Origin of the sequence: Allobosea sp., from assembly GCF_048595345.1 — a bacterium.
Taxonomy (GTDB): domain Bacteria; phylum Pseudomonadota; class Alphaproteobacteria; order Rhizobiales; family Beijerinckiaceae; genus Allobosea.
This window is the reverse complement of record NZ_JBMDWH010000128.1, coordinates 1-12,391: the sequence shown is the minus strand read 5'-3', so window position 1 is coordinate 12,391 and position 12,391 is coordinate 1. Positions and strand designations below refer to the sequence as shown.

The following is a 12,391-nucleotide window of genomic DNA, read 5'->3' as shown; positions in this document are numbered from 1 at the left end:
CGAAGGCCTAATGCGCGTGACGCGCGCGCCGCCCCGGGAGTGCCCGAGCCCCGCGCCGGATCGGCGTGCGGCGTAGCCGCGGGTTCTATAGAGCAATTCCAAGATGCGCGCTACATGAACGAAAAGTGGTCGGACGCATCGGCGGCAGCGCAGCTTTGAGTTTTTCGGATTGTCCCCCTCTGCGGCTTTGGGCCGAGAATCTGGCCTGCCGCCGCGGCGGAAGGCTGATTTTCGAGGCTGTCAGCCTGTCTCTTGGCGCCGGCGAGGCGGTTTCACTGACCGGGCGCAACGGGGCCGGCAAGTCGAGCCTGATCGCCATGCTCTGCGGCAGGCTGCGGCCGGAGGCAGGGCGCATCTCGGTCGAGGGTGCCCCCGACGCTCAGATGGCCGAGCTCAGCCATCTCGTCGGCCATCGCGACGGGCTGAAGACCGCCCTCTCCGCGCGCGAAAACCTCGCCTTCGCCCAGGCGCTGCTGGGCGAGCCCTCCGCCACGCCGGAGGAGGCGCTGGCGGCTGTCGGCCTGCCGCATGTCGCCGCCCTGCCCGTGGGCTATCTCTCCGCCGGCCAGAGGCGACGTGTCGCGCTGGCGCGGCTGCTGGTGGCGTGGCGGCCCTTTTGGCTGCTGGACGAGCCGATGGCGGCGCTGGACGTCGCGTCCCAGGCGATGCTGAGCGGGCTGATGCAGGCGCATCTGGCGCAAGGCGGGGCGATCCTGGCGGCGACGCATGGGCCGCTCGGGCTCGATGGCGCGCGCGAGCTGAGGATCGGGGCGTGAGGCGGGCCTTTCTCGCGATCCTGCGCCGGGATCTCGCGCTTGCGGCAAGGGCCGGCGGCGGCGGCGAGCTGGCGCTGGTGTTCTTCCTCACCATCGTGGTGCTGGTGCCCTTCGCGCTGGGGCCAGACCTCAATCTCTTGTCCCGTATCGGCCCGGCGATTCTCTGGCTGGGCGCGCTGCTGTCGGTCCTGATCGGACTCGACCGGCTGTTCCAGGCCGATGAGGAGGATGGGTCGCTGGATCTGCTGCGCGCCTCCCCGCTGCCGCTCGAGGGCGCGGTGCTGGCCAAGGGGCTGGCGCATTGGGTCACCACCGGCCTGCCGCTGGCTCTGTCCGCCCCGCTGCTCGGGCTGCTGGTCGCGCTGCCGGGGGAGGGCGTGCTGCCGCTGGTGGCGACGCTTCTCGTCGGCACGCCGGCGCTAAGCTTCATCGGTGCTGCGGGGGCCGCGGTCGCGGCCAGCCTGCGGCGCGGTGGGCTGATCGTGCCCGTTCTGGTCGCGCCGCTCACCATCCCCGTGCTCATCTTCGGGGTGTCGGCCGCCAATGCGGCCCTCGGCGGCACCGTGCCGTTCCGCACGCCGTTCCTGATCCTGTGCGGGCTGTCTCTGGCGGCGGTGGCGATGGGGACGCTGGCGGCGGCGGCGGCGCTGCGCCAGACCGACTGAACCCGATTTTCGTTGGCGGCGCGCCCGATCGTGATGTCGCAGGTCCAGCCTCGCGCATTGCTTGAAACCCTTCCAGATTCTAGAGCAGCGGGATCGACATTCCCGGCGGACCCATGCCCAGCCTGATCGACCTCGCCAATCCGACGCGGTTCATGCGCTTCTCGGCGGCATTGCTGCCCTGGCTCGCCGCGCTGGCGGCGGCGCTGCTGGTCGTCGGCTTCTATCTCGCCTGGTTCTCCGCGCCGCCCGATTACCAGCAGGGCGAGACCATCCGCATCCTGTTCATCCATGTGCCCGCCGCCTGGCTGGCGCTGATGTTCTACTCGATGATGGCGCTCTCGGCACTCGGCACGCTGGTCTGGCGGCATCCGCTGGCCGATGTCGCGCAGAAGGCGGCGGCGCCGATCGGGGCTGGTTTCGCGCTGATCTGCCTCCTCACCGGGGCGCTCTGGGGCAAGCCGATGTGGGGCACCTATTGGGTCTGGGATGCAAGGCTGACCTCGGTGCTGGTGCTGTTCCTGATCTATCTCGGGATCATCGCGCTCTGGCGCGTGCTGGACGAGCCGTCGCGGGCGGGCCGCGCGGTCGCGATCCTCACGCTGATCGGCTTCGTCAACGTGCCGATCATCAAGTTCTCGGTCGATTGGTGGAACACGCTGCACCAGCCGGCCTCGGTGTTCCGCATGGGCGGCTCGACCATCGACCCGTCCATGCTGTGGCCGCTGCTGATCCTGGCGGCAGGCTTCACGCTGTTCGCCCTCGCCTTGCACATGGTGGCGATGCGGGCCGAGATCATGCGTCGCCGCGTGCGGACACTGACCATCCTGGAAGCCGAGCGGCTGGACCGGCTGGCCCGTCTGGAGGCGACGGCATGACCACGCTTTTCGCAGGGCTCGGCCCGCATGCGGCTTATATTCTCGGCTCCTATGCCGCCATGGCCGTCGTGCTGCTGGGCCTGACGCTTTCGATCATCAGCGATCATCGCAGCCAGAAGAAGGCGCTCGCCGAACTGGAAGAGCGCGGCGCCGGCCGCCGGAGCCGGCCATGAGCACGGGCGAGCCGGAGCGGGAGGAGACGCCGCGGCGGCGCTCGCCGCTGCTCTATCTGGTGCCGCTGCTGCTGTTTGCGGTTCTGTCGGTCATTTTCGGGATCGGGCTGTTCTCGGGCGATACCAGCCGGGTGCCTTCGGCCCTGATCGGCAGGACCGCGCCCGCCATCACCTTGACGCCAGTCGAGGGGCTGGTGCGGGACGGGCAGCCCGTGTCCAGCTTCGGCAATGCCGATCTGGCGCGGGGGCGGGCGACCATCGTCAACGTCTTCGCCAGCTGGTGCGCGCCCTGCAAGATCGAGCATCCGGTGCTCATGGGCATCGCCCAGTCGGAACCGGTGCGGCAGGGCAAGGTCGCGCTGGCCGGGATCAACTACAAGGACGAGGCGGAAAACGCCCGGCGCTTCCTCGGCGCTCTGGGCAATCCGTTCTCGGCCGTCGGAGCCGACAAGGCCGGGCGGGCCGCGATCGAATGGGGCGTTTACGGCGTGCCGGAAACCTTCGTCATCGGGCCGGATGGACGCATCCTGGACAAGCATGTCGGCCCGCTCGACGCTGCGGCCGCCGCGCGGCTGCTGCAGAAGGCGCTGAAGGGCGGCTGATACTGGCCTATGCTCGTCGCAATGACGACGGGGGCTCTTTTCAGGCCGCTTTCGCCGAGACCAGGCTCTCGAACAGCCCGCGCCCGTCGGTGCCGCCGACCAGCGTGTCGATCAGGTTCTCCGGATGCGGCATCAGGCCGAGCACATTGAAGCCGGGCGAATAGATGCCGGCGATGTTGTTGAGCGAGCCGTTCGGGTTGGCCTGCGGCGTCACCGCGCCGGTCTCGTCGGCATAGCGGAAGGCGACGAGGCCTTCGCCCTCCAGCCGCGCGAGGGTCTCGGCATCGGCGATGTAATTGCCCTCGCCATGGGCGATGCAGACATCGATTACCTGGCCGGGCCGATAATGGGCGGTGTAGGGCGTGTCGGCGCGTTCGACCTTGAGGTTCTGGCGCTTGCAGACGAATTTGAGATGGGCGTTGCGCACCAGGATGCCCGGCAGCAGCCCCGCCTCGCAGGCGATCTGGAAGCCGTTGCAGATGCCCAGCACATAGCCGCCGGCGGCGGCATGGACGCGAGTGGCGTCCATGATGTTGGCGCGCCCCGCGATCGCGCCGGTGCGCAGGTAGTCGCCATAGGAGAAGCCGCCGGGCAGCACCACCAGATCCGTCCCGGCCGGCAGGTCGTGATCGGCATGCCAGACATGGGCGACATCCGCGCCCGCCTGCTTCAGCGCCTTGGCGACGTCACCGTCGCGATTGGTGCCGGGAAAGGTGATGACGGCGGCCTTCATGGCGTCAGGCTCCGATCTCGACGCGGTAATTCTCGATCACCGTATTGGCGAGCAGCTTTTCGCAAGCCGCCTGCAGCGCGGTTTCGGCGGCGGCCTTGTCGCTGCCGGCGATCTCGATGTCGAAGACCTTGCCCTGGCGGACCGATTCGACGCCGTCGATGCCGAGCGATTTCAGCGCGCCCTCGATCGCCTTGCCCTGCGGATCGAGCACGCCGGTCTTCAGGGTGACGGTGACGCGGGCTTTCATGGGGATCTCCGGGGACGGCGCTTCTGGCCGAGGCCTTACCGAGAAATCGCCGCAGGCTCAACCATATCCGGCAGTTTCACGTGAATCAGCGGCTCCGCCATGCGGCCAGCGCCTGCTGCCGGGCGGCATCCGGCTCTTCGCTGATGCCGAGCGCGACGAGCAGGCGATCGTCCTGCCGTCCGTAGAGGATCGCGGTCACGGCCTGGCGCCGGCCCTTGCTGGCCGCGTGGAGCGTGACCAGCACGCCCTGCGCCTGATCGGCCTCAAACCGGGCGATGTCGGTCCTGCCGCTTCTGGCGCGGGGCTCGGGCTCGCGCCCGGCGCGGCGTCGCTGCTCGGCGAGCGCCGCGGCCTTGTCCGAAGCGAGCTTTTCGAAGGCGCCGGCAAGCGCGGCCGGGCTTTGCGAGAGGGCCTGCTCCATGCCGCGCCCCCTTTCGCCTGCGAAGGCGAGGAGAGCCGCGACGCCTGGTTTCGGGCAGGTCGTGCGCGGGCAGAACACCACGGCGCGGGCATCGAGCCCATCGTTCAACACCCAGTTGCCGATCGGCAGCGCCTCCCAGCCGGTGGAGGCCGGCAGATCGGCGATGCCACGGCCGGCGTCATAGCCGCAGGAGCCGAGCAGGACAGCCGCCGCCAGCGCGAGGGCCGCGATGCGAAAACGGGAGCGCATGCGCTCCCGTTTCGTCTCGCAATGCGGCTGGCGAAAGGCGCTCACTGCACCAGGCGCGGGCCGCTCTGGCCAGGGTTCTCGTTTTCGCCGAGGATCCCGAGACGGCGGGCCACCTCGGAATAGGCCTCGATCAGCCCGCCCATATCCTTGCGGAAGCGGTCCTTGTCGAGCTTGTCCTTGGAGCGGATGTCCCAGAGGCGGCAGGAATCGGGGCTGATCTCGTCGGCGACGACGATGCGCATCATCTCGCCCTCCCAGAGCCGGCCGGTCTCCATCTTGAAGTCGACGAGGCGGATGCCGGCGCCTAGGAAGAGGCCGGAGAGGAAGTCGTTGACGCGAATGGCGAGCGCCATCACGTCGTCGATTTCCTGCGGCGTGGCCCAGCCGAAGGCGGTGATGTGCTCCTCGGAGACCATCGGGTTCTTCAGCGCGTCGTTCTTGTAATAGAATTCAATAATCGAGCGCGGCAGCTGCGTGCCTTCCTCGATGCCGAGCCGCTCGGAGAGCGAGCCGGCGGCGACGTTTCTCACCACGACCTCGAGCGGGATGATCTCGACCTCGCGGATCAGCTGCTCGCGCATGTTCAGCCGGCGGATGAAATGCGTAGGGACGCCGATATCGTTGAGATTCGAGAAGATATGCTCGGAAATGCGGTTGTTCAGCACGCCCTTGCCGTCGATCACCTCGTTCTTCTTGGCATTGAAGGCGGTGGCGTCGTCCTTGAAATGCTGGATCAGCGTACCGGGCTCGGGTCCTTCGTAGAGAACCTTCGCCTTGCCTTCGTAAATGCGACGGCGGCGACTCATGGGGATGTACCGTGGCTTGAGGAAATCCAAAAGGCTGGCCCTTCTCTGGACGCGATCGGGTCGCGGCGGGATCTTGGCCCCTGTCTCGCCGGCCTGCAGCCGGCCCGCGCGCGGCATGCCGTGACGGTGCGCGCGCGGCTGCTATATGGCGCTTCTCGCCCGCAAACGCAACAAATCGGGCGTCCGATGCCGCGACAGGCTTAAAGCGTGGCGAATGCCGTGGATGCTCTGGCTGAGAGCACCGGGTCCGCCTATATGGAGAGCGAGTTTTCGTCTTGAAGACCCCGCACACGCATAGGAGCCCTACGCCGCATGACCAGCTTCGACCAGCGCAAGGACGCCTTCGAGAACAAATTCGCCCATGACGAGGAGCTGCGCTTCAAAGCCAACGCCCGTCGCAACAAGCTGCTCGGTCTCTGGGCCGCCGAAAAGCTCGGCAAGAGCGGTGCCGAGGCCGATGCCTATGCCAAGACCGTGGTGGTCGCCGATTTCGAGGAAGCCGGGGACGACGACGTGCTGCGCAAGGTGAAGAACGACTTCACCCTCGCCAATGTCACCGTCGCTGAGACCGAAATCCGCCGGGTGATGACCGAGCTGCTGGTGAAGGCGGCCGAGGACATCCAGGCCGGGCGCTGATCGAGGCCGTCCGCCGGGCGGCATCGGACGCGGAGCTTCCCGGGATGCAGGGCAAGATTGAAACGGGCGCATGAGCGCCCGTTTGCTTTTTGAGGGCCAGCGGGTCCACCCTCGCGCATCCGCCGGCCTCCATGCGCGGAACTCGAAGGGAAGACCGCACAATGCCCAAGCCGACCATCCTGTCCTCGCTCGCCGATCGGTTCTCCCGCGGCGAAACCGTCGTTTCGGCCTGGTGCGGCCTGCCCGATGTCTCCACCGCCGCGATCCTGGCACAGGAAGACTTCGATGCGGTCGTTCTGGACATGCAGCACGGGCCGCTGACGCTCGGCGAGGCGATCCGGGCCATTCCGCTGATCAACGCGGCGGGCAAGCCCGCCATCGGACGCATCCCCGTCGGCGAATTCCAGAACGTCTCGAAACTGCTGGATTCAGGCGCCTCGGGCGTCATCGCGCCGATGATCAACACCCTCGAGGATGCGCGCACCTTCGCGGCCTATGCGAAGTATCCGCCGCTGGGCGAGCGCAGCTGGGGCAGCTATGGAGGCCTCGGCGCCTCGGGGCTGGACCCGAACAGCTATCTGCGGGAGGCGAATGGTTTCTCGCTCTCCTTCGCGATGATCGAGACGCGCGAGGCCATGGCGATTCTCGACGACATCCTGGCACTGGACGGCATCGACGCCGTGTTCGTCGGCCCCTCCGATCTTTCGATCGCGCTTTTCGGCGGTCAGCGCATCGACGCGACCGCCCCCGAGGTGGACGAGGCGATCAAGCACATCGTCGCCCGGGCCTCCGCGGTGGGCAAACCGGTCGCGGTCTATGCGCCTTCGGCCGAGCGGGCCAAGGCGGCGCTCGATCTGGGCGCGAAGATGGTCACCGTGATGAGCGACACCGCCTTGCTGCGCTCGGCAGCGCAGCGTGCGCTCGGGATCGTGCGCGGATGAGGCGGCGCGGCCTCAGGCATTGAGGCCCTCGCGCTTCTTCAGCAGGGCGTAATCGGCCCAGAGCAGGCGCGCGGCGACGCCGCGCCAGGGGCGCCAGTCTTCTGCCATCGCCGCCAGTTCTGCGGCTTTGGGGCGGGCGGGCAAGCCGAAGGCGTGGCGCGCCGCCTCCTGAATCGCGAGATCGCCGGCCGCGAAGCCGTCGCGATGGCCGAGGCAGAACAGCAGGTAGATGTCCGCCGTCCAGGGGCCGATGCCGGAGATCGCGGTGAGGGCCTCGTGAACCGCCTCCGGGGTCATCCCCACGAGGCCGTCAAGACAGAGGCGCCGGTCGAGCAGAGCGACGGACAATGCCGCCAAGGCGCGCTGTTTCGGGCGGGAGAGGCCGGAAAGACGCATATCATCATCGCTCGCCGCCAGGAAACGCTCCGGCGTCATCGGCACGAACACGCTCTCGAAACGGGTCCAGACGGCGCGGGCGCTCATCACCGACAACTGCTGCGAGACGATGATGCTCGCGAGGCCGATAAAGCCGCCCTCGCGCAGCCGCAGCGGTGGCAGACCGGTCCGGGCGATGAGCGCCGCCCAATCCGGGTGCCGGGCCGCGAGCGCGACCATGCCCTCTTCCAAATCGCCATCGCAGGTGATTCGATTCGTCATGCCCGGCCTTTGCGCTGCCCCCGCGCCCGGCAGCGTCAGCAGCGCCGGAGGATCGACGGATATCCCGCCTTTTGCGAAACCGATGATCCTCGGGCCATTCTGACCCGGCCCTTTCGGAAACGCGATGGTCTAGGCGAAGCAGGACTCGACTTCTAGAACAGTGGAAGCCCCTCAGATCACCCGGCATGCCCTCCGATCCACCCGATTTCCGCCGCCCCGATGACCATCGGCCCGTCCTGCGCTTCGCGCCGAGCCCGAACGGAAGGCTGCATCTCGGCCATGCCTTGTCGGCTCTGACCAACGAGGCCATGGCGGAGCGCCTGGGGGCAGCCCTGCTGCTGCGGATCGAGGATATCGACCTCGCGCGCTGCCGGCCGGAGCTCGCCGCCGGGATCATGGCCGATCTGGAGTGGCTCGGCATTCGGTTCGACGGGGCGGTGCGGCGGCAATCGGAGCATTTCGACGACTACCGGGGGGCGCTCGCGCGGTTGCGGGCGAAGCGGCTGATCTACCCCTGTTTCTGTTCGCGGCAGAACCTTCGCCGGGACGCGGGGGCGCGCGAGGCACAGACCGGAAAGCCCTGGCCCACGGATCCGGATGGCGCACCGCTTTATCCTGGCCGGTGCAGCGCGATGGGGATCCCGGAGGCGGAGCAGCGGATCGCCGCCGGGGAGCCGCATGTTCTGCGTCTCGACATGGCCGCGGCGCTCGCGCTCGCCGGCGGCGATCTGCATTATCCCCTTTTCGACTCGGCGGGGCTGGAAAGCGTCGCCCGGGCCGATCCGGCGCGCTGGGGGGACGTCGTGCTGGCGCGCAAGGACACGCCCACCAGCTATCACCTCTCGGTGGTGGTCGACGACGCCCTGCAGGGCATCAGCCCTGTGGTGCGGGGGCAGGATCTGGCGGCGGCGACCGATATCCATGTGCTGCTACAGCACCTGCTCGGTCTGCCGACGCCGCGCTATCATTTCCACCCGCTGCTGCTGGACGATGAGGGGCTGAAGCTGGCGAAAAGCCGCGATTCGATCAGCCTCGCGGCGTTGCGGGAAGCGGGCGACACCCCGGAATCGATCCGCAGGCTCCTCGGCTTCGCCTGAAGCGCGCCTAGCCGACGCCGAGGAAAGCCAGCCAGCCGGCGGTGGTGAACAGCGAGATGAGGGTCGAGAGGGTAATGGCGCTGGAGGCGTCGGCGACGCCCTGCCGGTAACGCTCGGCGAAGAGATAGGCGTTGATGCCGCAGGGGCAGGCGGCGAACAGCACGGCCACGCCGGACCAGTGCGGCGGCATCTCGAACACCCGCGTCGCCAGCCAATAGACCAGCAAGGGGTGCAGCCCGAGCTTCAGCCCGCTGAGGACCGCCGGCAAGGCGAGCCCCGATTCCAGCCCGTAGCGACGCATCGCGATGCCCAGGCTGATCAAGGCGCAGGGCACGGCGGCGCCGGCCAGCAGATCGACGAGGGTCCAGAAGGGCTGCGGAACATAGCCGATGACCGGCCTCACGGCGGAACCGAGCAGGATGCCGATGATGATCGGATGGCCGAACAGGCGCCGCAGCAGCATCGTCAGCGAGGTTGAGCGGCCCTCCGCCAGCAGCGTGGCGATCGTCATCGTGACGGGCAGGTGTACCGCCAGCAGCAGGCCGAGCGGCACGCCGCCGGCTTCGCCATAAGCCTTCAGGATCATCGGCACGCCGACGAAGACGGTGTTGGACTGGGCCGCGGCAAAGCCGGAGACCACCAGTTCGGGCCCCTTGCGGGCGAAGAAGCGGCTGGCGATCAGCATCGCCAGCGCCCATACCACCGCCAGCGCGGCGAAGTAGGCGATCCAGTAGCCCCAGGGCTGGCTGTCCGGAATATCCGCCTTGGCCAGCGTGCGGAACAGCAGGCAGGGCACGGCCAGCACGAAGACGAAATCGGAGAGCCCCTCGCCGGTGCTTTCGCGCAGCACGCGCGTCCAGCGCGCGGCATAGCCCAGCCCGATCAGGCCGAAGACGGGCAGGACGACGAAGAGGGAAGCGAGCATGACGCGCTGGGATCGCAGGCGAGAGGGAAATCTCGCTTTTGCGGTGTGCCTTCGGTCCGATTTTGTCAACCGCCCGGGACAGGCCGGCGGCTTTGCCGGCGTCCGGTCATGCGCTCAGCGCAATTGTGCGACCGCGCCGCCGGCCTTCTCGATCAGGCCCCGCACCTCGTCGCGCTGGCGCCTGAACTCGGCCAGCTGCGGCCCCTGCAGCTCGCGGCCGCGCGGAACCCGGATCTTGAGGGGGTTCACGAAATTACCGTTGACCAACACCTCGTAATGCAGATGCGGGCCGGTCGAGAGGCCGGTGGAGCCGAGATAGCCGATCACCTGCCCCTGTCGGACCTTCGCGCCGGGCACGATTCCCGGCGCGAAATTCGACTGGTGCGAATAGGTGGTGACATAGCCGTTGGCGTGCTGGATCTCGGTGTGCTTGCCATAGCCCGAGGACCAACCGGCCTTCAGGACCACCCCGTTGCCCGCGGCGAGGATCGGCGTGCCGATGCGGTTCGACCAGTCCACCCCGGTATGCATCTTCGAGTAGCGCATGATCGGGTGGTAGCGCATGCCGAAGCCCGAGCGCAGCTCGCCCTCGGCGATCGGCTTGCGCAGCAGGAACTTCTTCAGCGACTTGCCCTCGTCGTCGAAATATTCGATCAGCCCGTCTTCGGGGGACTGGTAGCGATAGACCCGGCGCGTCTCGCCATTGACGGTGAGGCTGGCGGAGAGAATTTCGGAGCGCTCGCCTTCTTCCTCCTCGGTGAAGATCACCTCCAGATTGTCGCCGCCGTGGACGCGCTGCTGGAAATCGACATCGTAGGAGAAGATCCGCACCAGCTCATCGACCAGCGGGCGGGGCAGGTCATGGCGGGCGCCGGTCTCGTAGAGGCTCTCGTAGAGCCGGGTGCCGCCCTCGGCCTCGTCGTCCTCCTCGCCCTCGGCGCGGCGCTGGCTGCGGGCGGGGGCCGCGAGCTCCTGCTGCGGAATCGCGACGGCCACGAAGCTGCCCTTATCGTTCATCGCCACCGTGCCGTCGGGCTGGCCACCGGTGAGAAGCGAGACCCGCATGATCTGCCGGGGATCGCCCGGTTTCGGCCCGGGCGCGTAGAGCACGCGCAGGACCTGCCCGTCCGGCAGCGCCGTGGTCCGCACCCGGCTGCCGAAGGCGGCGAGCATCGCGCGGATCTGGTCGGGCGTCGCGCCGGCGCCGCGCAGAGTCTGCTCGAAATTCTCACCGCGCCTGGCGAGGATCAGCTTGTCCTCGACGATCGGATCGCGCGAGGCGGCGATCGGCGTCTTCGGGGCGGCGGTGACGTTCTCCGGCACGACGCGCACCTCGATGCCGGAGAAGCGCGTATCGGTGGCCGGCGCATAGCCGAGAATATCGCCCGTCATCGGCGCAGCCCCGGTCAGGGTGCGGCTCAGCATCAGCTGTGGCGCGATCGGCAGGCTGCGCTGGCGCCCGGAACTGGCATTGGCCCGCTCTTCCTCCACCTGCGAGATCACTTCGGCATCGCTCAGCCGCGGCTTGGCTTGAGGAATCGCGATGTCCGAGAGGTCGCGCTTGACGATGGTGACGTCCGCATCGGCGGTGTCCTGCACCGGCTCGGCATAGCGCTCGTCGGGCTGGCCGCCCTCGGCGAAGAGCCGCAGCGGATTGAAGGGCGGGATATTGCTGGCATAGACGCCGCTGGTGAGCGCCAGATCCGTGGCCAGCCGCACGAAGGGCCGCACCTTGATGACCTCCCGGTCCCCGACGCGCTGGGACATCGGCGCGCGCATGGCGTGGCGGGCGGACAGGATGGGCTGATCGGCGACGACCTTGTCGGCCTTGCGTGCTCCGCCGCCATCACCCGCCGCGGAGGAGGAGCGGATCGCCACCATCTCGGGCTGCTCGGGGTAGCTCGTATCGCCGCGCATCGCGACCAGGATCGCGGCGCCGAGCAGAGCCGCGCCGCAGGAGCCGACGAGCATGCATGCCGACAGCCAGCGCAGCGACACGCCGCGCCGATCCAATGGCAACTGGCGGGAATCGGCCGGCTGGATCGGCGGCTCGATCCCGAGATCGACCAGGAGAGCCGCCGCCTCGGGGGCGAGCGGCTCGACCGGCTGAGCAAACTCGGGATGGGCGTTCATCGTGCGCTGTCTAGACCTTGATCGCCATGCCGCCGGAGCAAAGCGCGCGGAACCGGGTTCCGGCCGCCGACCTGGCCGGCACCATGCCTGCCCTGTCCTCGGGAATCAATCCGCGGCGGCATCGCTTTGCCGCCCGAATGAGGCTGATTTGCGAAGCCAGCCCTGGCGAGAGAGAAGGGCGTCGGCTGCCTGTCGCAGCCGATGGCCGGGGATTCAGGCGATCCTGCCAAGCGGCCGGATGCGACGGCCGAGGCCCTTCTTACCGCTCGCGCCCGGCTGGCCGGGCGCGCAGGCCGACGCAAGGGAGGTCGCGAGCGGGCGGCGGATCGCCGCGCGACGTTGCCAAGCCACTGAGAACGCTTGCCGATCCTGCGCCTGTCAAAAAAAGTTCATTTGGTTTGTTGACATTGTTGGATGGGCGGCCGTATAAGCCGCCCATCGAGACGGCGCCGCCG

General features: G+C 68.3%; 15 protein-coding genes. 8 read left to right on the top strand and 7 right to left on the bottom strand.

The genetic code is table 11. The features are described from left to right. Positions 1 to 179 precede the first annotated feature (179 nt). The 5 genes from ccmA (at position 180) to ACOJTB_RS12580 (ending at position 3,091) form a co-directional block, all read left to right on the top strand. Positions 180 to 776, top strand: a complete 597-nt coding sequence (gene ccmA / locus ACOJTB_RS12600) for a heme ABC exporter ATP-binding protein CcmA (protein ID WP_420102869.1) — start codon at positions 180 to 182, stop codon at positions 774 to 776. Continuing rightward, complete coding sequence (gene ccmB / locus ACOJTB_RS12595; protein ID WP_420102868.1) at positions 773 to 1,441, top strand: heme exporter protein CcmB; 669 nt, start codon at positions 773 to 775, stop codon at positions 1,439 to 1,441. Before ccmA ends, ccmB begins: the two co-directional genes overlap by 4 nt. Positions 1,442 to 1,554: 113 nt before the next feature. Beyond that, on the top strand, positions 1,555 to 2,316 hold the full coding sequence (locus ACOJTB_RS12590) for a heme ABC transporter permease (RefSeq protein WP_420102867.1): 762 nt from the start codon (positions 1,555 to 1,557) through the stop codon (positions 2,314 to 2,316). Then, positions 2,313 to 2,489: a heme exporter protein CcmD gene (gene ccmD, locus ACOJTB_RS12585; protein WP_420102866.1), complete on the top strand. Its 177-nt coding sequence runs from the start codon at positions 2,313 to 2,315 to the stop codon at positions 2,487 to 2,489. Before ACOJTB_RS12590 ends, ccmD begins: the two co-directional genes overlap by 4 nt. Continuing rightward, the gene (locus ACOJTB_RS12580) at positions 2,486 to 3,091 is read left to right on the top strand and encodes a DsbE family thiol:disulfide interchange protein (protein WP_420102865.1); all 606 of its coding nucleotides are present in this window, start codon (positions 2,486 to 2,488) and stop codon (positions 3,089 to 3,091) included. The genes ccmD and ACOJTB_RS12580 overlap by 4 nt, the downstream gene beginning before the upstream one ends. Before the next feature lie 40 nt (positions 3,092 to 3,131). On the opposite strand, the gene purQ is transcribed toward ACOJTB_RS12580, so the two are convergent. The 4 genes from purQ to purC all read right to left on the bottom strand — a co-directional run bounded on the left by purQ (position 3,132) and on the right by purC (position 5,577). Continuing rightward, positions 3,132 to 3,824 carry a phosphoribosylformylglycinamidine synthase subunit PurQ gene (purQ, locus tag ACOJTB_RS12575; RefSeq protein WP_420102864.1) on the bottom strand — a complete coding sequence of 231 codons (693 nt, stop codon included), beginning with the start codon at positions 3,822 to 3,824 and terminating at the stop codon, positions 3,132 to 3,134. A gap of 4 nt (positions 3,825 to 3,828) precedes the next feature. Continuing rightward, positions 3,829 to 4,071, bottom strand: a complete 243-nt coding sequence (gene purS / locus ACOJTB_RS12570) for a phosphoribosylformylglycinamidine synthase subunit PurS (protein WP_420102863.1) — start codon at positions 4,069 to 4,071, stop codon at positions 3,829 to 3,831. An 85-nt stretch (positions 4,072 to 4,156) separates the two neighbouring features. After that, entirely contained in the window at positions 4,157 to 4,741 is a 585-nt protein-coding gene (locus ACOJTB_RS12565; RefSeq protein ID WP_420102862.1) for a hypothetical protein, read from the bottom strand. A gap of 41 nt (positions 4,742 to 4,782) precedes the next feature. Beyond that, positions 4,783 to 5,577, bottom strand: a complete 795-nt coding sequence (gene purC, locus ACOJTB_RS12560) for a phosphoribosylaminoimidazolesuccinocarboxamide synthase (protein ID WP_420102861.1) — start codon at positions 5,575 to 5,577, stop codon at positions 4,783 to 4,785. Positions 5,578 to 5,859: 282 nt separating this feature from the next. On the opposite strand from purC, the gene ACOJTB_RS12555 reads away from it, so the two are divergent. Together ACOJTB_RS12555 and ACOJTB_RS12550 are read left to right on the top strand one after the other, a co-directional pair. Next, positions 5,860 to 6,183: a DUF1476 domain-containing protein gene (locus tag ACOJTB_RS12555; protein ID WP_420102860.1), complete on the top strand. Its 324-nt coding sequence runs from the start codon at positions 5,860 to 5,862 to the stop codon at positions 6,181 to 6,183. Between the two features lie 161 nt (positions 6,184 to 6,344). Continuing rightward, positions 6,345 to 7,124, top strand: coding sequence for an HpcH/HpaI aldolase family protein (locus ACOJTB_RS12550; protein ID WP_420102859.1), 780 nt, complete (start codon positions 6,345 to 6,347; stop codon positions 7,122 to 7,124). Between the two features lie 12 nt (positions 7,125 to 7,136). Here the strand turns inward: ACOJTB_RS12550 and ACOJTB_RS12545 are convergent, their stop codons facing one another. After that, positions 7,137 to 7,781 carry a DNA-3-methyladenine glycosylase family protein gene (locus ACOJTB_RS12545; RefSeq protein WP_420102858.1) on the bottom strand — a complete coding sequence of 215 codons (645 nt, stop codon included), beginning with the start codon at positions 7,779 to 7,781 and terminating at the stop codon, positions 7,137 to 7,139. A gap of 185 nt (positions 7,782 to 7,966) precedes the next feature. Here ACOJTB_RS12545 and gluQRS point away from each other — a divergent pair, with 185 nt between their 5' ends. Then, a complete protein-coding gene (gene gluQRS, locus ACOJTB_RS12540) occupies positions 7,967 to 8,878 on the top strand; it encodes a tRNA glutamyl-Q(34) synthetase GluQRS (RefSeq protein WP_420102857.1) in 912 nt (303 codons plus the stop codon). Between the two features lie 7 nt (positions 8,879 to 8,885). Here the strand turns inward: gluQRS and ACOJTB_RS12535 are convergent, their stop codons facing one another. Both ACOJTB_RS12535 and ACOJTB_RS12530 read right to left on the bottom strand, forming a co-directional pair. Further along, entirely contained in the window at positions 8,886 to 9,803 is a 918-nt protein-coding gene (locus tag ACOJTB_RS12535; RefSeq protein ID WP_420102856.1) for an AEC family transporter, read from the bottom strand. Positions 9,804 to 9,917: 114 nt separating this feature from the next. After that, positions 9,918 to 11,936 carry a M23 family metallopeptidase gene (locus ACOJTB_RS12530; protein WP_420102855.1) on the bottom strand — a complete coding sequence of 673 codons (2,019 nt, stop codon included), beginning with the start codon at positions 11,934 to 11,936 and terminating at the stop codon, positions 9,918 to 9,920. Positions 11,937 to 12,391 lie beyond the last annotated feature (455 nt).